23 protein-coding genes are annotated in these 21,100 nt (G+C 59.7%); 15 read left to right on the plus strand and 8 right to left on the minus strand.

Translation table 11 applies throughout. The annotated features are described in order from the left end of the window. Positions 1 to 669 carry a GntR family transcriptional regulator gene (locus tag ACXHXG_RS02690; RefSeq protein WP_104822260.1) on the minus strand — a complete coding sequence of 223 codons (669 nt, stop codon included), beginning with the start codon at positions 667 to 669 and terminating at the stop codon, positions 1 to 3. 97 nt (positions 670 to 766) lie between these two features. Between ACXHXG_RS02690 and ACXHXG_RS02695 the strand changes: the two genes are divergently transcribed. Then, positions 767 to 1,201, plus strand: coding sequence for a MarR family winged helix-turn-helix transcriptional regulator (locus ACXHXG_RS02695; RefSeq protein WP_457898423.1), 435 nt, complete (start codon positions 767 to 769; stop codon positions 1,199 to 1,201). Positions 1,202 to 1,385: 184 nt separating this feature from the next. Then, positions 1,386 to 2,078, plus strand: a complete 693-nt coding sequence (locus ACXHXG_RS02700; protein WP_283049491.1) for an HAD family hydrolase — start codon at positions 1,386 to 1,388, stop codon at positions 2,076 to 2,078. 159 nt (positions 2,079 to 2,237) lie between these two features. Here the strand turns inward: ACXHXG_RS02700 and ACXHXG_RS02705 are convergent, their stop codons facing one another. Next, positions 2,238 to 2,876, minus strand: coding sequence for a hypothetical protein (locus tag ACXHXG_RS02705; protein ID WP_283049489.1), 639 nt, complete (start codon positions 2,874 to 2,876; stop codon positions 2,238 to 2,240). Between the two features lie 313 nt (positions 2,877 to 3,189). Here ACXHXG_RS02705 and thrC point away from each other — a divergent pair, with 313 nt between their 5' ends. From thrC to ACXHXG_RS02725, 4 genes are read left to right on the plus strand one after another with little or no spacing between them, the layout of a single operon-like run. Continuing rightward, the gene (gene thrC, locus ACXHXG_RS02710; protein ID WP_283049488.1) at positions 3,190 to 4,587 is read left to right on the plus strand and encodes a threonine synthase; all 1,398 of its coding nucleotides are present in this window, start codon (positions 3,190 to 3,192) and stop codon (positions 4,585 to 4,587) included. A 20-nt stretch (positions 4,588 to 4,607) separates the two neighbouring features. Continuing rightward, positions 4,608 to 5,906, plus strand: coding sequence for a M16 family metallopeptidase (locus tag ACXHXG_RS02715; protein ID WP_104825008.1), 1,299 nt, complete (start codon positions 4,608 to 4,610; stop codon positions 5,904 to 5,906). A 50-nt stretch (positions 5,907 to 5,956) separates the two neighbouring features. Next, positions 5,957 to 6,571: a GNAT family N-acetyltransferase gene (locus tag ACXHXG_RS02720; RefSeq protein WP_104822255.1), complete on the plus strand. Its 615-nt coding sequence runs from the start codon at positions 5,957 to 5,959 to the stop codon at positions 6,569 to 6,571. After that, complete coding sequence (locus tag ACXHXG_RS02725) at positions 6,568 to 9,480, plus strand: sensor domain-containing phosphodiesterase (RefSeq protein ID WP_104822254.1); 2,913 nt, start codon at positions 6,568 to 6,570, stop codon at positions 9,478 to 9,480. Before ACXHXG_RS02720 ends, ACXHXG_RS02725 begins: the two co-directional genes overlap by 4 nt. A gap of 80 nt (positions 9,481 to 9,560) precedes the next feature. Here ACXHXG_RS02725 and ACXHXG_RS02730 read toward each other — a convergent pair whose 3' ends face one another. From ACXHXG_RS02730 to ACXHXG_RS02740, 3 genes are all read right to left on the minus strand, one after another. Further along, entirely contained in the window at positions 9,561 to 10,616 is a 1,056-nt protein-coding gene (locus tag ACXHXG_RS02730) for a zinc-binding metallopeptidase family protein (RefSeq protein WP_457898424.1), read from the minus strand. Between the two features lie 153 nt (positions 10,617 to 10,769). Further along, positions 10,770 to 10,961 carry a CsbD family protein gene (locus ACXHXG_RS02735; RefSeq protein WP_104822252.1) on the minus strand — a complete coding sequence of 64 codons (192 nt, stop codon included), beginning with the start codon at positions 10,959 to 10,961 and terminating at the stop codon, positions 10,770 to 10,772. 95 nt (positions 10,962 to 11,056) lie between these two features. Continuing rightward, positions 11,057 to 11,662, minus strand: a complete 606-nt coding sequence (locus ACXHXG_RS02740; RefSeq protein WP_104822251.1) for a YqgE/AlgH family protein — start codon at positions 11,660 to 11,662, stop codon at positions 11,057 to 11,059. A gap of 140 nt (positions 11,663 to 11,802) precedes the next feature. Between ACXHXG_RS02740 and ACXHXG_RS02745 the strand changes: the two genes are divergently transcribed. The 8 genes from ACXHXG_RS02745 (at position 11,803) to ACXHXG_RS02780 (ending at position 17,433) form a co-directional block, all read left to right on the plus strand. Continuing rightward, positions 11,803 to 12,630, plus strand: a complete 828-nt coding sequence (locus ACXHXG_RS02745) for a protein-disulfide reductase DsbD domain-containing protein (RefSeq protein WP_457898425.1) — start codon at positions 11,803 to 11,805, stop codon at positions 12,628 to 12,630. A gap of 84 nt (positions 12,631 to 12,714) precedes the next feature. Next, positions 12,715 to 13,200: a peroxiredoxin gene (locus ACXHXG_RS02750; protein ID WP_457898426.1), complete on the plus strand. Its 486-nt coding sequence runs from the start codon at positions 12,715 to 12,717 to the stop codon at positions 13,198 to 13,200. A gap of 201 nt (positions 13,201 to 13,401) precedes the next feature. Then, positions 13,402 to 13,530, plus strand: coding sequence for a hypothetical protein (locus tag ACXHXG_RS02755; RefSeq protein ID WP_457898427.1), 129 nt, complete (start codon positions 13,402 to 13,404; stop codon positions 13,528 to 13,530). Continuing rightward, positions 13,527 to 14,309, plus strand: coding sequence for a metal ABC transporter ATP-binding protein (locus tag ACXHXG_RS02760; RefSeq protein WP_104822246.1), 783 nt, complete (start codon positions 13,527 to 13,529; stop codon positions 14,307 to 14,309). Before ACXHXG_RS02755 ends, ACXHXG_RS02760 begins: the two co-directional genes overlap by 4 nt. Beyond that, positions 14,306 to 15,178, plus strand: coding sequence for a metal ABC transporter permease (locus ACXHXG_RS02765; RefSeq protein ID WP_104822245.1), 873 nt, complete (start codon positions 14,306 to 14,308; stop codon positions 15,176 to 15,178). The genes ACXHXG_RS02760 and ACXHXG_RS02765 overlap by 4 nt, the downstream gene beginning before the upstream one ends. 20 nt (positions 15,179 to 15,198) lie before the next feature. After that, positions 15,199 to 16,101: a metal ABC transporter solute-binding protein, Zn/Mn family gene (locus ACXHXG_RS02770; protein ID WP_457898428.1), complete on the plus strand. Its 903-nt coding sequence runs from the start codon at positions 15,199 to 15,201 to the stop codon at positions 16,099 to 16,101. A 154-nt stretch (positions 16,102 to 16,255) separates the two neighbouring features. After that, on the plus strand, positions 16,256 to 16,750 hold the full coding sequence (locus tag ACXHXG_RS02775) for a MarR family winged helix-turn-helix transcriptional regulator (RefSeq protein WP_457898429.1): 495 nt from the start codon (positions 16,256 to 16,258) through the stop codon (positions 16,748 to 16,750). Continuing rightward, positions 16,747 to 17,433 carry a GNAT family N-acetyltransferase gene (locus ACXHXG_RS02780; RefSeq protein ID WP_457898430.1) on the plus strand — a complete coding sequence of 229 codons (687 nt, stop codon included), beginning with the start codon at positions 16,747 to 16,749 and terminating at the stop codon, positions 17,431 to 17,433. The genes ACXHXG_RS02775 and ACXHXG_RS02780 overlap by 4 nt, the downstream gene beginning before the upstream one ends. A 19-nt stretch (positions 17,434 to 17,452) precedes the next feature. Here ACXHXG_RS02780 and ACXHXG_RS02785 read toward each other — a convergent pair whose 3' ends face one another. Continuing rightward, positions 17,453 to 17,761, minus strand: a complete 309-nt coding sequence (locus ACXHXG_RS02785; protein ID WP_104822241.1) for a Dabb family protein — start codon at positions 17,759 to 17,761, stop codon at positions 17,453 to 17,455. A 267-nt stretch (positions 17,762 to 18,028) separates the two neighbouring features. Between ACXHXG_RS02785 and mauJ the strand changes: the two genes are divergently transcribed. Further along, on the plus strand, positions 18,029 to 19,504 hold the full coding sequence (gene mauJ / locus ACXHXG_RS02790; protein WP_457898431.1) for a methylamine utilization protein MauJ: 1,476 nt from the start codon (positions 18,029 to 18,031) through the stop codon (positions 19,502 to 19,504). Between the two features lie 141 nt (positions 19,505 to 19,645). On the opposite strand, the gene rnhA is transcribed toward mauJ, so the two are convergent. Further along, positions 19,646 to 20,086, minus strand: a complete 441-nt coding sequence (rnhA, locus tag ACXHXG_RS02795) for a ribonuclease HI (protein WP_283049473.1) — start codon at positions 20,084 to 20,086, stop codon at positions 19,646 to 19,648. Next, positions 20,083 to 21,048: a homoserine kinase gene (locus ACXHXG_RS02800; protein WP_457898432.1), complete on the minus strand. Its 966-nt coding sequence runs from the start codon at positions 21,046 to 21,048 to the stop codon at positions 20,083 to 20,085. Before ACXHXG_RS02800 ends, rnhA begins: the two co-directional genes overlap by 4 nt. Positions 21,049 to 21,100: the final 52 nt, after the last annotated feature.

A 21,100-nucleotide genomic window follows, 5' to 3' on the forward strand; every position in this document is an offset into this window, starting at 1 on the left:
TTACCCAACGATCGCAAAAGCTTCGCGCGTCGAACCCGAGGGCGTCCGCACCGGGGATCGGCCGATCCACTGCACGTGTTTCTGCAGGATAGACGCAGCCTCCTCCGTCCGCCCCTGGCGCAGGGCCGCAAGGATGGCGCGATGGTCGTGATCGGTGCGTTTTTCCCAGCCCGATTGCCAGGCGGAGAAGAGGAAGCGAGCGCTGGCGGCATGCAGATCGTCGATCGATGCGAGCAGCCGCGGCATGCCGCAGGGCGCGAGGATCAGGCGGTGAAAGCGGCGGTTCGCCTCTTCCCAGGCGCGGACATCGGCAGCCGCATCCCCTTCCCGCGTCGCCTCTTCGGCGGCATCGAGAATTGCCGGCGTCAGGTGCTGCGCGGCATGCTTCAGCGCCAGCCCCTCGAGGGCAGCCCGCATTTCCGCGACTTCGCGAACTTCCTTGAGATCGAAGGAGGCGACGCGGACACCACGGCGGGGCACGTTGATCGCCAGGCCTTGAGCCTCCAGCCGCCGGAATGCCTCGCGCACCGGCACATGGCTGGCACCGAACTCCTCGGCAATATGATCCTGCCGCAACCGCGCATCGGGTGCGATCTCGCCGCGGATGATGCGGTCGGCAAGCACCCGGCTGATACGGCTGGCAATCGTGTCGTCGCGCTCTTTGGCCATGGCCGATCCTTAAAGATGACGATCGGCCTTGTCGAGCCATCCTGATCAAGCGCGGCGACAACTTGACTTGGTGCATATGCACAAGCATAGTAAGTTCATGCAAACCGAAGACGATCTTGGTCCCCTTGCGTGCCATTGCCTGGCGACTCGGCAACTGGCGAGGCACGTCTCGAAACTCTACGAGCGCCATATGGCGCCAACCGGCATAACCAGCACTCAGTTTTCACTCCTGAATTTCCTCCACCAGAATGAGCGGATGACCATGAACGAACTGGCGGCAGCAATGCTAATGGACCGCACGACCCTGCTGCGGGCCGTAAAGCCGCTGCAACAACAGGGGCTGATCATCAGCGCGCCCGAAACGGAAGGGAGCCGTCGGCTGCTGTTGGAGCTATCGCCGGCCGGGGAAAGCAAGATTGCAGAGGCGGAGCCCTGCTGGCGGGCGGCTCAAGAGGAATATGAGTCGCAGGTTGGCCAACTGCACGCAAAAAGCCTGCGCAGCGACTTTTTCAACATGACCCACCACGGTTGACACATTAAGTCAGGCCCGAACCTTTCCGCCAGTGCATTACTGCCATGTCTGCTCATTGGTTGAGCTTTGCCGGAGCATCGTGTAAAGCCGCACGATCCATTTCAGAGCAGGCCCCAAAAAGTGCGAAGCGGTTTTTGGAAAAGGCCATGCCAATCAAGAGCCCCTTCAAAGGCAGTGTATTCTCATGAGCAATGGCTTCGATCTCATCATCTTCGACTGCGACGGCGTTCTGGTCGATTCGGAAATCATCGCAGCGGATGTTGAATCCAAGCTCCTGACGGAAGCGGGTTACCCGATCAGCGCCGAAGAAATGGGCGAGCGTTTTTCCGGCATGACCTGGCAGAACATTCTGTTCGAAGTCGAGCGCGAGGCGAGTATTCCGCTGTCGGCATCGCTGCTCGACAAGTCCGAGAAGCTACTCGACTTGCGGCTCGCCAATGACGTCAAGGCTATCCCGGGCGTTCCTCTGGCCCTGTCGCGCTTGCCGATGCCGCGTTGCATCTGCTCGAATTCCAGCTCCGCGCGGATCGACATGATGCTTTCCAAGGTCGGCTACAAGGAGCTGTTTGCGCCACATATCTATTCCGCCAAGGATCTCGGCGCAGATCGCGTCAAGCCGAAGCCGGATATTTTCCTGCACGGTGCCAAGCAGATGAACGTTCCGCCGGCCAACGTCATCGTCGTCGAAGACTCGGTCCATGGCGTCCAAGCAGCGCGTGCCGCCGGCATGCGCGTCATCGGCTTCACCGGCGCTTCGCACACCTACCCTTCGCATGCCGACCGGCTGACGGATGCGGGTGCAGAAACAGTCATCGCCCGGATGATGGATCTGCCCGGCGTGGTCATGGCGCTGGCGGAGTGGGAAGGGGTTTTGTGAGGCAATAGGCAATAGGCAATAGGCAATAGGCAATAGGCAATAGGCAATAGGCAATAGATGTTGCAGCTATATTGCCGGCAGTAGCAAGGACAAGGTGACCTTTTACTACTGCCTACTGCCTACTGCCTACTGCCTACTGCCTACTGCCTGATTCCAACCCTACTGATGCTTCTTGCGAACGGGCTTCTGGCCCTTTTCGGCCTTCTGCGGCCCCTGATCGAAGCTGATCTGAACAACCGTGAAGCCACCGGAGCCGCCGGCGACGTTGATGTCGTTATCGGTGAAGAGGAACTGCGTCGTGGTTTCGCCCGGCGGGATTTCGGCGGTGAAATTGACGGTCTTGCTATAGAGCGCGGTGTTGTTGTCCATGACGGCGACATGGATCGGCATGGTCACCTTGCCGGGGCCGCCCACCGGGCCGGCGACAAGACGGCCCTGCGCAACGATATTGATGCTGAGGCTGGTGCCGTCGGTCGTGCACTGGCGCGTCGCCTGGGCGAGCGATGCCTGATAGGTCAACTGGTTCGGATCGTCCTTGGCGCCCTTGGCGTAGGTGCGGTAGCTGGACGCCTCATCGCGGATGACGACTTGTGGGCATTTGCCGGCGACATAGGATTGGCCGCCGGTCACCTGCGGCGCGGGGCTGGCGGCGGATGGATTGCCCGCCGCTGCCTGCGGCGCCACCGTCACATCCGTTCCGGACTGCTTGTCGCTACCGCCGAAACCAAGAGAACTACAACCAGCCAACAATGCCAGAAGCGAAGCGGAAAAAAGACGACGCGAAACCCTGCCAAACACTATATATTCCACCCTCTGCAATAATTTACATTATCGGCCTGCAGCCTGTTCGACGGGCCTTTTATGACACTTGGCGATGGTCTATACCAGCGGCGCAGCGAAAAATCGATTGGGTAGGCACCGTTTTGGCTCACTTTTCGACCTCGACAGATTGGCGCAAGCCGCCGCCCACCGGACGGGGCCGGGCGGGCATTGCGCAAACGCGAAAACCACGCGGCTGATCCGACGCAAAAAGACGGGCTGCCATCGCTTCGTTCTTTTACTCTCTCACCTCACCACTCCGGCAATTTTGCGACCAAAGGAATTCTAGACCGTGGACTATATCTCAACGCGGGGAGAAGCCCCTGCCCTTGGCTTCTGCGACGCCCTTCTGGCCGGCCTTGCTCGTGATGGCGGGCTCTATGTACCCCGTGAATGGCCGACGCTTAAGAAAAAAGAGATTCGCGCTTTCCGTGGCAAGAGCTATCAGGACGTCGCCTTCGCCGTGCTGTCGCCTTTCACCAACGGCGAAATTCCGGACGACGTCTTCCGCGGCATGATCGATGAAGCCTATGCCACCTTCCGCCATCCCGCCGTGACGCCGCTGGTGCAGACAGGTCCGAACAGCTTCGTGATGGAGCTTTTCCACGGCACGACGCTTGCCTTCAAGGATGTCGCCATGCAGTTGCTCGCACGGCTGATGGATTACGCCCTGGAAAAGCGCGGGCAAAGGGCAACCATCGTCGGCGCCACCTCGGGCGACACCGGCGGGGCGGCGATCGATGCCTTTGCCGGACGCGAACGCACCGACATCTTCATCCTCTTCCCGCATGGCAAGGTCTCGCCGGTGCAGCAACGGCAGATGACCACCTCGACGGCAGCCAATGTGCATGCGCTGGCGATCAACGGCAATTTCGATGATTGCCAGAATCTAGTCAAAGCCATGTTCAACGACACAGCCTTCCGCGACCGCGTCAAGCTTTCGGGCGTCAACTCGATCAATTGGGCGCGCATCATGGCGCAGGTGGTCTACTACTTCACTACTGCCGTCGCGCTCGGCGGCCCCGACCGGAAGATTTCCTTCACCGTTCCGACCGGCAATTTCGGCGATATTTTCGCCGGCTACGTCGCAAAGCGCATGGGCCTGCCGATCGACCGGCTGGTGATCGCCACCAACGAGAACGACATCCTGGCTCGCACGCTGAAAACCGGGCGCTACGAGATGCGCGAGGTCAAGGCCACCACCGCGCCGTCGATGGACATCCAGATCTCCTCCAACTTCGAACGGCTGCTGTTCGAAGCCCATGACCGCGACGCGTCGAAGGTGCGCGCCGCGATGGAAAGCCTGAAACAATCGAAGGGCTTTTCGATCAGCGAAAGCGCTCTGAAGACCATCAAGAAGGACTTCCGCGCCGGCCGCGCCAGCGAAAAACAGGTCGCCGCGACGATCCGCAAAACACTCGACAACACCGGCTATCTGATCGACCCGCACACCGCCATCGGCGTCTTTGTGGCGGAGAAAAACGAGAAGCCGGCGAGCCCGATGGTGACGCTCGCGACCGCACATCCGGCAAAATTCCCCGCCGCAGTAAAATCGGCGTGTGGTATTGACCCGGCGCTTCCGACGTGGCTTGCTGGACTGATGAACAGGGAGGAGCGTTTCGACGTCCTCGATCCCGAGCTGAAAGCCGTTGAAACTTTCATCGGCAAACATGCCCGGGCGGGGGAATGATAAACGCAGAAAGACAGACGATGACAGTGGAGTGCACCCGGCTTGCGTCCGGGCTGACAGTAGCGACCCAGACGATGCCACACCTCGAAAGCGTGGCACTCGGCGTCTGGATCAAATCGGGTTCGCGCAATGAAACCGAAGCGGAACACGGCATCGCGCATCTGCTGGAACACATGGCGTTCAAGGGCACGGCCCGTCGCACGGCGCGTGAGATCGCCGAGGAAATCGAGAATGTCGGCGGCGAGGTCAATGCCGCCACGTCGACCGAGACAACCTCCTATTATGCCCGCGTGCTGAAGGATCATGTGCCGCTCGCCGTCGATATCCTCGCCGATATCCTGACTGAATCCGCTTTCGACGAGGATGAATTGCAGCGCGAAAAGCAGGTCATCCTGCAGGAAATCAACGCTGCGAACGACACGCCTGACGATGTGGTCTTCGACAAATTTTCCGAAGTCGCCTATCGCGGCCAGACGCTCGGCCGGGCGATTCTCGGCACGCCGGAAACCGTCGTCTCCTTCACGCCGGGACAAATCCGCGGTTATCTCAGCCGCAACTACACGACCGACCGCATGTTCGTGGTGGCCGCGGGCGCTGTCGATCACGAAAGCTTCGTGCGCCAGGTCGAAGAGCGCTTCTCCACCCTGCCGACACAGCCGTCGGCGCCGCCCGTCATCGAGCCTGCGCGTTATATCGGCGGCAATATCCGCGAGACGCGCGACCTGATGGATGCGCAGATCCTGCTCGGCTTCGAGGGACGCGCCTATCACACGCGCGATTTCTATTGTTCGCAGATCCTTGCCAACATCCTCGGCGGCGGCATGTCCTCGCGGCTGTTCCAGGAAGTGCGCGAATTCCGCGGGCTCTGTTACTCCGTCTATGCCTTCCATTGGGGCTTTTCCGACACCGGCATTTTCGGCATCCATGCCGCGACCGGCGGCGAAAACCTGCCGGAGCTGCTGCCGGTCATCGTCGACGAGCTGCACAAATCCTCCCACAAGATCGAACAGCAGGAAATCGAGCGTGCCCGCGCCCAGATCCGCGCGCAGTTGCTGATGGGTCAGGAAAGCCCGGCGGCGCGCGCCGGCCAGATCGCGCGACAGATGATGCTCTACGGCCGACCGATCCCGAACCAGGAAATGCTGGAACGGTTGCAGGGCATTACCATCGATCGGCTGACGGATCTTGCCGGCCGCCTGTTCTTCGACACGGTGCCGACGCTGTCGGCGATCGGGCCTTTGGAGCAGTTGGCGCCGATGGAAGATATCGTGACATCCTTATCATCGTCGACCCCAGCCTCCATAAGCGCGAGCGGCTAAAACCGCATCGCGCGCCGATGGGTTCAATCTTCCGGGGAGTACTGGGCGGAATGCAAAAATCGGTCTTTCGGTTTCTGTCACGTCATCCGGACGCGGTTGAACTCGAAAACGCGACCTATCTGCTGCGTCTGCCACGCTATTCCGATTTCAATCAATGGCACCGGTTGCGAGCCGAAAGCCGGCGCTTCCTGGAACCCTGGGAGCCGACCTGGCGACATGACGAACTGACCGAGGGCGCCTACCGCGCCCGTGTTATCAGGGGAAAACAGGAATACAGTTCCGGTCAGGCGATTCCACTTTTTATTTTCCTTAAAGAGAATATGACCTTGCTCGGCGGCATTACGATTGGTTACATCCGTCGTGGCGCTGCACAAAGCTGCATGATTGGCTATTGGATGGGTGAGCGGCATTCAGGCCAGGGCCATATGTTCGCCGCACTTCAGTTGGTTATACCCTATATCTTTTCCGGACTTGAGTTGCACCGTATTGAAGCAGCCTGTATTCCGGATAATGAGCGTAGCATGCGGCTTTTGGAAAAGGCCGGTTTCCAGCGAGAAGGTCATTTGCGCGGTTATCTAAAAATTAACGGTCAGTGGCGTGATCACGTGATGTTTTCCCGGTTGGCGTCCGACGCCGACCCGATTAGAAAATCCGACAAGCGATGACGGCCGATCTCCCGCCTGCCCCGCCGTTGACGAAATGGTTGTCCGCGATCGTCGCGACGCTCGCGGCTGCCATGCTGTTCCTTCTTGCAGGCATGGCGCATGCAGCCGAACCCGTGAAGATTTCACGCGACGATACCGCGCTTGACCTGACGGCGACGACCGAGATCTACACCAATCAGGGCGAGGCCTTCCAAGTCTCCACCGCTGCCGGCGCCGACGGTATTCGCCGCCGTATTGAGGTACGATCCTCGTCGCCGAACCATCAGGGCGACTGGGCCGTCTTTGCGCTCGCCAATGTCTCGGAAGAACAGCTCGAACGCGTCATCGTCGCGCCCCACTTCCGTCTGGTGAATTCGAAATTGTTCTGGCCGGATCTCGGCTCGCAACGCATCATCGCGATTACGCCGAGCGAAGGCTTTGCTCTCGACCGGCAGCCGAGCGACGAGGCGGATGTCTTCCGCATCACACTGAACCCCGGCGCGGTCGTCACCTTTGTCGCCGAACTCTCCTCGCCGAACCTGCCGCAGCTCTATCTCTGGGAGCCGAACGCCTACAAAGACACGGTCAACGCCTTCACGCTCTATCGCGGCATCGTGCTTGGCATTGCCGGTCTGCTGGCGGTGTTCCTGACCATTCTCTTTGTTGTCAAAGGCACTTCGATGCTGCCAGCAACGGCCGCGCTTGCCTGGGCGGTGCTCGGCTATATTTGCGTCGATTTTGGTTTTCTCGGCAAACTCATCAGCATCACCTCCAGCGATCAGCGAATATGGCGCGCCTGTGCGGAGGTGGCGCTCGCATCGAGCCTGGTGATCTTCCTGTTCACCTATCTGAACCTCAATCGCTGGCATGCGCATCTGGGCTATGTGACCCTTGCCTGGGTGCTCGGTCTCGCGCTTCTCTTCGGCGTCGCGATCTATGATCCGTCGATCGCGGCCGGCGTCGCTCGGCTATCGCTGGCGCTGACGGCAACGGCGGGCCTGCTGCTGATCATCTATCTCGGCTTCAGCCGCTATGACCGCGCCATTCTGCTGGTGCCCGCCTGGGCGCTGATCCTGGTCTGGCTGTTCGGCGCCTGGATGACGATTACGGGCAAGCTCGACAACGACATCATCCAGCCGGCGCTCGGCGGCGGCCTCGTGCTGATCGTGCTCCTGATCGGTTTCACCGTGATGCAGCACGCATTTGCCGGCGGCGCATTTCAGCAAGGCCTGTTTTCCGATCTCGAGCGGCAATCCCTGGCGCTCACCGGCTCCGGCGATACCGTTTGGGATTGGGACGTGGCACGCGACCGCGTGGTGACGACGCCGGATATCTCGATGAAACTTGGCCTGTCGCCCGGCACCATGCATGGCGCGGCGCGCAACTGGCTGCCGCGCTTGCACCCCGACGACCGTGATCGTTTTCGCGCGACGCTCGACGTGCTCCTCGAACACCGCCGCGGCCGGCTGAATCATGAATTCCGCATTCGCGCCGAAGACGGGCATTTCCACTGGCTGTCGATCCGCGCCCGGCCGGTGCTTGGCTCGAACGGCGAAATCATCCGCTGCGTCGGTACCGTCGTCGACGTCACAGAGCAGAAAAACTCGATCGAGCGGCTGTTGCATGACGCGCTGCACGACAATCTGACTGGCCTACCGAACCGCCAGGTCTTCATCGACCGCCTGCAGGCCGTTCTCACCTTGGCGCCGGAAGGCAATCAGGTGCGTCCGACGGTGATGGTGATCGACATCGACCGCTACAAACTGGTCAACGATACGCTTGGCGTTGCTGCCGGCGACAATATCCTGATCGCGCTGACGCGGCGCCTGCGCCGCCTGATGAAGCCGCAGGACACGCTGGCGCGGCTCTCCGGCGATCAGTTCGGCCTGATCCTCGTTTCCGAGCGCGACCCGGCCAAGGTCGCCGATTTCGCCGACGCCATCAGCAAGGCAATCATGGTGCCGATCAATTTCGCCAACCGCGAAATCATCTTGACGGCGTCGATCGGACTGACGTCCTGGGTCGACCAGCAGGAGAGCGCCATGGGTCTCTTGAGCGACGCCGAGCTTGCCATGTACCGCGCCAAGCGCGCCGGCGGCAATCGTGTCGAGCCTTTCCAGCCTGCATTCCGCAGCTTCGGCACCGATCGTCTTCAGCTCGAGACGGATCTTCGCCGCGCCGTCGAACGCAAGGAACTGTCGCTGGTTTATCAGCCGATCGTTCGGCTGGAAGATGCCGAGGTCGCCGGTTTCGAGGCGCTGATGCGCTGGGAGCATCCGAAACGCGGCAATATTCCACCGTCGGAATTCATCCCGATCGCCGAGGCTTCCGACATTATCGGCCCGCTCGGCATGTTTGCGATGGAGCAGGCGACCAACGACCTGATGGCCTGGCAGCGCCAGACCGGCGACCTGCCTCTCTTCGTTTCCATCAATCTGTCCAGCGTGCAGCTCCTCAACAACGAGCTCTACGATGATGTCCGCGCCTTGCTCGCCAAAACCCATTGCGAGCCGAACCGCATCAAGCTCGAATTGACGGAATCGCAGGTGATGGAGAATCCGGAACAGGCCCGCCTCGTGCTCGGCAAGCTGCGCGAAGCCGGCATCGGCCTGGCGCTTGACGATTTCGGCACCGGTTATTCCTCGCTCTCCTATCTCACCCGCTTCCCGTTCGACACGATCAAGCTCGATAAAGCGATGGTGCGTGATGAAAGCGACAAGAAAGCCGTACTTTTGCGTTCGGTGATCTCCATGGCCCGCGAGCTCAACATGCGCGTCGTCGCCGAAGGCATCGAGTCGGAAGAGGATGCGCTGGAACTCGCCAAGATGGGCTGCGCCTACGGCCAGAGCTTCATCTTCGGCCCGCCCATGGGCTCGGACTCGGTGCTGCGGCTGCTGAAGGAACGCTTTCCGCTGACGAAGCGCGCGTAGCCGATAACCTCCCACGCCTGGGAAAGGTTTGTACAGCGCTCGCGCTTCAGACGCCCTCCTCCTTTGGAGAGAGGGCAAAATCATGCTTCGCCAATCACTTGCCGTATATGTTCCAGCTTCGTCACGACCGGGGGCGACAGGATGAAGGGATAGGAATCCGGCTGCCCCATGCTGCGCTGGATGGAATTGATCGCGACGCTCAGCGGTATCCAGGCGCTGACGAGCTGTTCGGCACTCTCAGCCTTGTAAGGATTGAAATCCACCTCCGCCGCCATTTCGTGATAGCCACGGGGATCGACCGCCAAGCCGAAGGAGCGAGCGGTCTCCAGCGTGTCGACGATGTGAAGATAGTGCGCGAAACATTCGGCAAAATCTTCCCAGGGGTGGGCGCTGGCATAAGCGCTGATAAAACTTTCCTGCCAATTCGGCGGCGGGCCTTGGTCGTAGTGTTGCTGCAGGGCCGCGCCGTAATCTACGCGCTCATCGCCGAAGACGGCGCGGAAGGCGTCGAACCGATTGCGGTCGCGGATCAATTTGTTCCAGATGAAATGGCCGGTCTCGTGGCGAAAATGGCCGAGCAGCGTGCGGTAAGGCTCGTTCATCGACGTGCGTGCCTGTTCGCGTGTCACATCGTCGGCCTCAGCGGCGCGGATGGTGATGAGCCCCTCCTCGTGGCCGGTCGTCGCCGGCACAACGGTGCCACCCTGCACCTCGTCCTCGAGGAAGTCGAAGACCAGCCCACCCTCGGGATCCTGTTGGCGATTGGGATGCGGCAGATTCCAGCGCAACAGTGAATAGAACAGATGCCGCTCGGCCTGGCCGATGCGCCGCCAACGGTCTATACCCTGCTGGCTATCCGTATTCGGCACCAGCCGGTTATGACGACAGGCAATGCAAAAGGGGTCGGGGTCTTGGGCTTCGACCATCCAGTTGCAGATATCGAGCGTGGCATTGGCGCAGAAGCGGACAATACGCGTCGGCTCGGCCACAAGACGCCAATTCGGCGCCTCATCAGCCTCCAGTGCATACATCGCAAGACGCTCGGGAACAAAGCCGAGCTGATAGCCGCAGCGCACGCATTGCCGGTTATCGAAATGCACTGGCTGGCCACAATGGTCGCAGGCGAAAAGCCTCATGGAAAGCTCTCCAAAACTTGGCCACGACGGGTATAAAAGACGAGCATAAAAAGAGCCTGTCGCGAATTCGTGACAGGCTCTTTTACTGCGCCGCGCGTTTGACGGCACGCGAAAGGGCGCAGCACTTGACTTGTCGCATACCGAACCGCTGGATTACATGCGGTCTACTGCGCCCTTGGCTTTATCCTTGGCCTTGCCAACAGCTACCTGGGCCTTACCTTTGGCCTTCTGGGCCGTGCCTTCGGCGCGCATGCTCTTGCTCTTCGTAGCCTTGCCGGCAACCTGTTTGGCCTTACCAGCCGCCTCGTTGGCTTTGCCGGATACCTTGTCACTCATGCTGCCCATAGCGAACGCCTCCTCATTCAGCACCGGCGGAGTTGTCGGTGCGGTGACAAGGAAACGTCACTAACAATATTTCGTTCCACAAGGGCGTGGAAGGCTCAGGCATGCCCCGCATGCGGCGACAACATGGCGGCATTGATGCCCATCAAGGCCAGGGCACGTTCATACTTATCGTCAAGGCTGCGATCGAAGATCAGCTCCTCATTGGCCGGGCAGTTGAGCCAGCCATTATTGCTGATTTCCGCTTCCAACTGACCCGCGCCCCAGCCGGCATAGCCGAGCAGCATGGTGGCGCGCCGCGGCCCGCCACCCTTGGAGATGGCGCGCACGATGTCCAGGGTTGCCGTCAGGCTGATATCGTCGCTCACCGGAATGCTGCTGTCGCTGATATAGTCATCGGAATGCAGGACGAAGCCACGGCCGCTTTCGACCGGGCCCCCGGTCTGGATCGGGAAATCACGGGCGACCGGCGGCAGAAGAATGGCATCGTCATCCTTGATCATTTCGAGATGCAGCAGCACGTCGGTAAAGGTCAGGTTCTGCGCTCGGTTGATGACGAAGCCCATGGCGCCGGCGGCGGAATGAGCACAGATATAGATCACTGTGCGATTGAAATTCCGGTCTTCCATACCAGGCATGGCAATCAGGAACTGGCCGTCGAGAAAACCTCTTTCGCTTCTATTCTTCAGCGTCGATAGGGACATCGTACCTCCTGACTGCAGTCTGTAACTGCGCCCCTCGAAAAGAAGATGGGGCAATGTCATAAATCAATCAACTGAAAATGATCATTTCTTTTTCGCGCCGTTCTGGCACAGGCCTGCGCCATCCGGTAAATCCTTGTTCCATGACCGGAAAACTCTCTTTTATCCCATTGTTGACAATGCTGACCGCCGCAACGCTGACCGACGGCACCGCCCATGCCGCCATGAGCGACTGGGCAAACAACGAGGGCGGGCGCATGCGGTTGGTGGCGCTGGCGCCGGATGCTCAGGGCCATATCCGTGCTGCTCTGCAGATCGAGCCTGCACCCGGCTGGATCACCTATTGGCGCGAACCCGGCGAAAGCGGAATTGCGCCGCAGGTAAACCCGGCGCCCGATGGCGGCATTACGCTGGAAAAAACCAGCTACCCAACGCCCAAACCGATCGTCGTCGGCAAGATCCAGGAAATCGGCTATGATGAGCCGGTGACATTGCCGCTCGATTTCCGTGTCAACGGCAAACAGCCGGTGACACTCAACCTCACCGCCTTCATCGGACTCTGCAAGGACATCTGTATTCCCTTCCAGACCCAATTCTCTCTGCCGTTATCGGCTGCCGGCCAATCGACGCCGCACGAACAAGCCCTGTTGGATGCCGCCAACGCATTGCTACCGCAGGCTCCTTCCTCGGATTTTGCCGTCGAAAATCACCAACTTTCGCCCGATGCAAAAACTCTTTCACTGCGCCTGACGCTGCCGGAGGCAACAGGAAGCACTCCATTGATCTATGTCACCGGCCCGTCCGGGTATGTCTTTTTCAAACAGGCCAACGGCACACGCGACGGCAGGACTTTTGCGACCGACATCGCGATCGGCAAGCTTCCGAAGAATTACGATATTAAAGGCAAAAGCTGGGGCATCCTCGTCATCGACGGTGAACGCGCCATGGAAACCACGCTTGCGTTCGAATAGCGCGGATCTATAGTTTCGCCCGACCATTTTCACTCAAAGGGCGGCGGTTCAGCCGCCCTAAATTGCGACCCCAAGGAGAGTGCCATGACCATCGCTATCGGCGATAAACTGCCTGCCGCCACCTTTAAGGAAAAGACCGCCGACGGTCCGGTGGAGCTCACCACCGACCAGCTTTTTGCCGGCAAGCGCGTCGTGCTTTTCGCCGTCCCCGGCGCCTTTACGCCGACCTGCTCGCTGAACCATCTGCCGGGCTATCTGGAAAACCGTGATGCTATCCTCGCAAAGGGCGTCGACGACATCGCCGTCGTTGCCGTCAACGATTGGCATGTCATGGGCGCGTGGGCGCAATCCTCCGGCGGCATGGGGAAAATCCACTTCCTCGCCGACTGGAACGCCTCTTTCGCCAAGGCGCTCGGCCTCGATATCGACCTTTCCGCCGGCGGCCTCGGCATCCGCTCGAAACGCTATTCGATGCTGGTGGAAGACGGCGTGGTGAAGACGCTCAACATCGAGGAAAGCCCCGGCCAGGCAACCGTGTCGGGCGCGGCAGCGATGATCGAGCAGCTTTAAGTATCTTTAATTTCTGCGGGACAAAGAGGGCGCCCCATGGGCGTCCTTTTTTATGGCATTTCCTGTGGCGTCGACCGGTCGGACGTCTTTCCGGGATATTTCCCCACATTTGGTTCCTAGAACTAGATCCACATCCCGCCTCTTTTTTGCCGCATTTTACTCACTACAACACGTAATGTTATTACATTATGGAAATCACTCATGGCTTTTGACAGTAATCCCTTCGCCGCATCCCTGATCGGGCGGTCGGCCTTGATGCGCCTCGCCTTCGTTGCAATCGGCATCGCAATTCTCTGGGCCACGATCGGCTGGGCGGTGGCGTTGGCATGAGTGCTCAGATCCGTCTCGACAACCTCACCGTCACCTATGAACGCCATCCAGCCGTGCATCACGTTTCTGGTGCCTTTCAGGCCGGCAGCCTGACGGCGATTGCCGGACCGAACGGGGCGGGCAAGTCGACGCTCCTGAAGGCGATCATCGGCGAATTGAGACCGGCGGAAGGCTCGATCGATCGCGGCGCGCTGACGCGCAATGATTTCGGCTATCTGCCGCAGGCGGCCGATATCGTCAGACGTTTTCCGATCTCGGTGGCCGATACCATCATGCTCGGCGCCTGGAAAAATTCCGGCGCCTTCAGGCGTTTCTCACACGCGGATGCCGAGCGTGCCCGTGATGCGCTGGCGGTCGTGGGCCTGGCGGGCTTCGAGCGTCGGCACATCGGCTCACTCTCGGCCGGGCAATTCCAGCGCGTACTTTTTGCGCGGCTGCTGCTGCAAGATGCCCGCGTCATCCTTCTCGACGAGCCCTTTACCGCCATAGACCAGCGCACGACACGCGACCTGCTCGATATTGTCTTACGTTGGCACAGTGACGGGCGCACGGTGATTGCGGTGCTGCATGATTTCGATCAGGTGCGCGCGCATTTTCCGGAGACGCTGCTGATCGCCCGTGAACTCGTCGGTTGGGGCCGGACAGAGGATGTGATGAGCTCCGATAATCTCATCAAGGCGCGGGCCATGGCGGAGCGTTGGGACGAGGACGCCGGAGACTGCTTGCCGGAACGGGCGCCTACCCATCGGGGGTTAGCGAAGCGGGAGCCGGCCGAATGACGGCCTATGACATCTTCCTCGCGCCCTTTGCCGATTACGGTTTCATGCGGCGCGCGCTCGTCGCCTGCCTTTGCCTCGGGCTCGGCTCCGGACCGATCGGCGTCTTCCTGATGCTCCGGCGGATGAGCCTGATGGGCGACGCCATGAGCCATGCCGTACTACCGGGGGCGGCCATCGGCTATCTGATTGCCGGCTCGCTGTCGCTGACGGCCATGGGTCTTGGGGGGCTTGTTGCCGGCCTGTCGGTGGCGCTGCTCTCGGGGCTCGTCAGCCGCATGACGGTGCTGCAGGAGGATGCGAGTTTCGCCAGCTTCTATCTGACGTCGCTCGCGCTCGGTGTGCTCATCGTATCGCTGCGCGGCTCCAATATCGATCTTCTGCATGTGCTCTTCGGCACCATCCTCGCGATCGACGCCCCTGCCCTCTACCAAATCGGCGCGATCACCACGGTGACGCTCCTGGCGCTCGCCGTCATCTATCGGCCATTGGTGGTGGAATGCTTCGATCCCGGCTTTCTCCGCGCCGTCGGTGGCCGGGGCGCGGTCTATCATTTCCTCTTTCTGCTGCTGGTGGTGCTCAATCTCGTCGCCAGCTTCCAGGCACTCGGCACGCTGATGGCGGTCGGGCTGATGATGCTGCCGGCGGCGATCGCGCAGCTTTGGTCGCGCAGCCTGCCGGCGATGATGGCGATCGCAGCGGCAACCGCGACCGCGTCGGGCTATATCGGGCTCATCGCCTCCTATCACCTCGAATTCGCTTCCGGTCCGACCATCATCATCACGGCGAGCCTGATCTACGGCTTTTCCATTCTCTTCGCACCCTCGGGCCTCGCCCGCCGGTTTATTCCCCGTCCCCATCTCAGGGGCTAATTTCGATCAAGGAGATTATCGTGACCAGACACAGACTGCTTCTCTCCGCTGCGCTGCCGGCCTTCATCGCCTTCGGCATAGCGGCGCCCGCTTCGGCGGAAACCTTGGATGTCGTCGCCTCCTTCACCGTGCTTGCCGATGTCGTCAAGCAGGTTGGCGGCGAGCATGTGAAGGTGTCGAGCCTTGTCGGCCCGAACGGCGACCCCCATGAATTCGAGCCTTCGCCGACCGATGCCAAGAGGCTCAATGCCGCCAAGGTCACCTTCGTTAGCGGCGAAGGTCTGGAAGGCTGGATGGATCGGTTGATCAAGGCTTCCGGCTACAGGGGCACGCCGATCGTCGTCTCTGAGGGCATCAATACCCGTACCATGGTCGACGACGGCAAGACCGTCACCGATCCGCATGTCTGGAACAGCCCGGTCAATGTGAAGATCTGGGTCGCCAATATCGAAAAGGCGCTATCCGCCGCCGATCCGGCCGACGCCGCCGATTTCAAGGCCAATGCTGAGCGCTATACCAAGACGCTGACGGATCTCGACGCCTATGCGCACAGCAAGTTCGACAAGATTGCAGAGGATCGCCGTAAGATCCTGACCAGCCACGACGCGTTCGGCTATTTCGGGCGTGAATACAACGTCACCTTCCTGTCGCCGCTCGGCGTCTCGACAGAGACCGAAGCCTCGGCCGCCGGCGTCGCCAAGCTGATCGAGCAGATCAAGACCGAGCATGTGAAGATCTACTTCTTCGAGAACTCGAACGATCCGCGCCTGGTCAAGCAGGTCGCCAAGGCCACCGGCGCGCAGCCCGGCGGCGAACTCTATGTCGAGGCCCTTTCCAAGGCCAATGGGCCGGCTGCGACATATGAAAAAATGTTCCGTTATAACGTTGATCAACTTGCCGCGGCGATGGCGAAATCGAGCTGAGGAAACCGGATAAATATAGCCGCGGGCGTGTGCCTGCGGCCTCTTTTCATTCCAAGATCGAGAGCGAAGACCAGCAGGACGGGGACGCGCCGCTTGACCACGATTTCATAACAATTTATATAACTAGTTATGCAAATTGAAACAGGAATGCGGCGTGGCTGAAGATATCGTGAAATCGCTGGGTTTCCTCTGCCTGGGCAGCCGCTTTCGCCGCATCGGCGAGCGCCTTCAGGCCGATACCCAGCAGATTATGGGAGAGCTCGGCGTCTCCCTCCAATCCGCCCAATATCCCTTCCTCGCGGCGATCGACCGCGCCGGCCCGCTTACCATCAGTGAGCTTGCCCAGGCTGTCGGCATCACCCAGCCAGGGGCCACGCGGACCGTCTCGCAGCTTCTGGAACTGGGTTACGTCGACATGCAGGCCTCACCCGAGGATCAGCGCCGAAGACTGGTTTCCCTAACACCGGAAGGACAGGAACTCGTCGATTACTCGAAACGATCAGTCTGGCCGCGCATCGAACAGGCTGTCATCGAGCTCTGCGGCGAGAGTTCCGGGCCCATCCTGGAACAGCTTACTGCAATCGAGAACGGGCTTGCCGAAGCGCCGCTTGCCCGTCGAGGCAAACTCGACAAGGAGCAGAAACCATGAGCCATATTCTCGACCGCCCGGCCTGGAACGCCCTTCGAACTGCCCATGCGACACTGGCGGAAGGCAACGAGCGCGCCCGCCGCTATCCGCCCTCCATCGTGCCCTTCGCAGCCCCCGCCGATGATACGGCGGAAAGCCTCGAGGCTCTGGAAAATCTGCCGGCCGCTGACGAGGCCATGGCGCTCGTCGAAGCCAATCCCATCGCAATCCCGCCGAGACTGACGGTCGTCTCTGAAGGCAAGCTGGTGCAGATGATCGCCGAACGGCCTTATCAGCGGATCTCGGACAGCAGGATCGAGTCGCTAACGGAAGCCGATGCAGCAGAGATGCTCGCCTTGGCCACGCTGACCAAGCCCGGTCCCTTTACCCTGCGCGCCCAAAGCCTTGGCACCTTTTGGGGCGTGAAAATTGATGGCCGGCTCATCGCCATGGCCGGCCAGCGCATGCGCCAGCCCGGTTTTGCCGAACTCAGCGGCCTTTGTACCCATCCCGATTTTCGGGGACGCGGCCTCGGCACCCTGCTCTTCCGCTTCGTTGCCGGCGAGATCTCCGCGAGGAACGAAACCGCTTATCTGCATGCATATGCAACGAACGCGCCGGCCATCTCGCTTTACAAGGCGATGGGTTTTCGCCTGCGTTCCGAGATGAATCTCACCATCGTCACGCCCCGGCAGTCAGCGTGATCAGGGCCTGTCCCTCTAGTTAAATATTGAGATCGAAGACCAGCAGGCCGGCAAGTCCGCCATCGGTCGAGGAGACGAGACGCTCACCGACGGCAACGTGTTCGGGATGCACGAGATAGGCGTCGCGCGCTTCAGGGCTCTCGAACGTCACCACGAAACCATCGACGAAGCCGCCATGCAGCCCCTCCGGCGAGACATTCGGCCCGTATTTGACATCGAGAATGCCGGGAATGACCTGCTGCAAGGCGGCGACGGATTCGAAAAGCTCCTTTTTCTCATCCTGTGTCATGGCGGATTTGAGCCGCAGGAAAACGCAATGCAGGATCATATTTATCTCCCTAGCTGTTTTGGCGCAGCATAGAGAGAAAGGGCTCCGGGGCAAGATGTGGGGTTGTGATGTTTGGGCTTTTTGGTGATCGCCCGCTATAGCGGCTTTTGGGCTATTGCGGCTGTCGGTTTACAATGGTGGGAACTCGGAAAGCCGCACCAGACATTAATACCACCTACGTCCTTGGATGCAGCCGATCGCATCTTGGCGGATATAGTGCTGACGTTGAGCCCGATTCCCTTTCACTGATTCAACTCGAGAATTTCGATGTACGCACGCGACTTAATGATCTGGCTACATGACCGACTTGCGCAAGTCGGCACTTTTGACCAAACGCAGAAGCGCTTTGAGACACTTAGGGGCCATAACCTGTTGCCTCGCGGGAAAGAAAACGCGGACCAAAGGCTATCCGACGAGCATATCGCGAACGCTGTTCTATCGTTTGGGCATCCGCTCCCGGGTTACGGAGGTCATGCATCGCTTATTCTTGGAAACTTGTGCCCCGTTGGCGGCGAATCGGCTGCCTATCGCGGCACGAAGTCTTTGCGAGACGCAGTCGCTGCTCTTGTCGGAGACACCGGTGAAGCTTCCGATCTCGTTCGTTTCACCCTGTCTGTTGAACGGGATTTTGGAAGTGATGAATATGGTGCGGTTATCCGCTCCAAAGGGCCGGAAGGAATAAAGACGACCTCCTACGTTTCAAAATATGCCCTTAGCCTCCTTCGACCAGGAGCCGAGGAGAGATACAATCACGATAGGTTGGACAGGCTTTCGGCGGTCGAGAGGGCGCTAGGTCCGAGGTTTTTTCAGGACCTAGCGCGTGATGTTGCAATTTCCCGATATATAGACCAACCGTTCAAAACCGATTGGCGTGAGTACGAAACCGAAGAAGAAACAGCCGCGTTTCACAAAAGACTCGGTGCCCGCACCTCATCCCACTTCCTTAATCTCCGTGTCGATGCCCAAGTTGCATGGCCAAAAGAACCGACGAGAATGCAGTTCGGCGGGCATAACCTTGTGCTCTTCCCAAAGACAAGGGACTATTCGCATTCAGTTAGCATCGATCTCACGCATGAACGCATGTCAGCGGAAGCCGCGCGTACATTGATAAGCCGGATGCTGAGCATCATGTCTTGGTGCTATGATCAGCCCGCGTCGGTGCATGAGGGCTGGTCCGGCAATCCAGTTCCCGTGCCGGTGTCACGGAGGGATCTGGCCTCTATGGCGATGAACGAGTGGCATTTCTATCGCACACTGCCGTCCGATGAGAACCTGACGCGATGCCTTGCATATTATCGCGATGGATTAAACGCGGACTCGGTGGGGTTGGGTAGCCACGCCGTTCTCAGCTTCTTTCGTGTCTTTGAAACCCGCTATGATAAGAAGAAAAAGGTTATCGACTGGGTCAATTCCAACTTTTCTGACGTCGAGAAATCGATCCGGGAAAGTGCTCTTATGGCGTTTGAGGCAGACCGCTTATCGGCGAATGTCGACGCGGGCACATACATCTACGAGAATTGCCGCGTAGCGACCGCCCATGCGGCGCGAGATAGGCCATCTGATCCGGATGGAGCTGAAGAGTTGCGGCGGTTGTTGAATGCGTCGGAGGTAATTCGCCGCCTTGCTCGCTTTTTTATTGAACAAGAGTTCAATTTCTCGTCGTCATACTTATCTGATCGCCCCCTGAAAGCAGGGCAAGCAGCAAGCGATGGCTCTTTGCTACCTCCAGGGCCACCGTTGTGAACCTAAATGATTGCAATTCCGCTATGAACGTCACAGCTATTGACACCGCAAAAGTGTCTCGAAGGATTTTAGCGAAGAACTTCCGCTCCTCCTCTTCCGTCGGCTGGCGCAAAGCGACCATCCAAACATCGCCTCGCGACGCTACTTCCTCTTAAACGGCTCCATGCCCTTGCGCGCCAGTTCGTCGGCGCGCTCGTTTTCCGGATGCCCGGCATGGCCCTTGACCCAATGCAATGTCACCTGATGCCGGTTGCGGGCTTCCTCGAGCGCTTGCCAGAGTTCGGCGTTTTTCACCGGCTTCTTGTCGGCGGTTTTCCAGCCGTTTTTCTTCCAGCCGAAAATCCACTTGGATATGCCATCTTTGACATAGACGCTGTCGGTATAAAGATCGACTTCGCATGGCGTCTTCAGCGCGCCAAGCGCGGAGATGGCCGCCATCAGCTCCATCCGATTGTTGGTCGTCTCCTGTTCGCCGCCGAAAAGCTCCTTTTCGACATCGCCATAACGCAGCACCGCGCCCCAGCCGCCCGGACCGGGATTGCCGGAGCAAGCGCCGTCGGTAAAGATATCGACGTGTTTCATGCCTTCAGCCCATATTCGGCGCTGGAGGCGATCTGGCGATGGAAGCGCAGCTTGCGCAGATATTCGATCGGGTCCTTCTTGGTGACTAGGGCGCCGGCCGGCGTCGTCAGCCAATCGTAAAGGCGGGTCAGGAAGAAGCGCAGCGCCGAGCCACGCGACAGCGTCGGCAGGGCGGCGATTTCCGCATCGTTCAGCGGCCGCACGCTCTGATAGCCTTCCAGGAGCGCCATGCCCTTGGTGATATTGTAAGCGCCGTCCTTCTCAAAGCACCAGGCATTGAGGCAGATCGAGACGTCGTAGGCAAGCAGATCGTTACAGGCGAAATAGAAATCGATCAGGCCGGAAAGCTCGTCGCCGAGGAAGAAGACGTTGTCGGGAAACAGATCCGCATGGATGACGCCATCCGGCAGGTCCGTCGGCCAATGCGCCGCCAGGAAATCGAGTTCGCCGCAGATTTCGTCCTGCAGGCCGGGTTCGACCTCGTCGGCGCGGGCTTCGGATTTTTCCCAGAGCCCCTGCCAGCCTTCAAGCGACAGTGCATTCGGCCGCTTGATGGCGAAGCCTTCACCGGCAACATGCATCGCGGCCAGCGCCTTGCCGACTTCGCGGCAATGTTTTGCCTCGGGCTTGCGCAGCCACATCCCTTCGAGAAAGGAGATCAGCGCGGCCGGGCGGCCCGAGAGATGGCCGAGCAACGCGCCATCCTTGCGCGGCAAGGGCAACGGGCAGGACAGGCCGCGGCTTGCCAGATGCTGCATCAAACCGAGGAAAAACGGCAGGTCGCTCTTCTCCACGCGCTTCTCATAGAGCGTCAGGATCAGCGGCTCGCGCGACGTGTGCAGCAGGAAGTTGGAGTTTTCGACGCCCTCGGCAATGCCCTTGTAGGAGAGCAACGTGCCGACATCATATTCCGTCAGAAACCACTTCAGATCGTCTTCAGTAATATCGGTATAAACGGCCACGAATTATTCCCTTTGATACATGCTAGCCACCTAGCCGCCCGCCCTCGTGGTT

The organism is Rhizobium sp. LEGMi-198b (genome assembly GCF_054114205.1).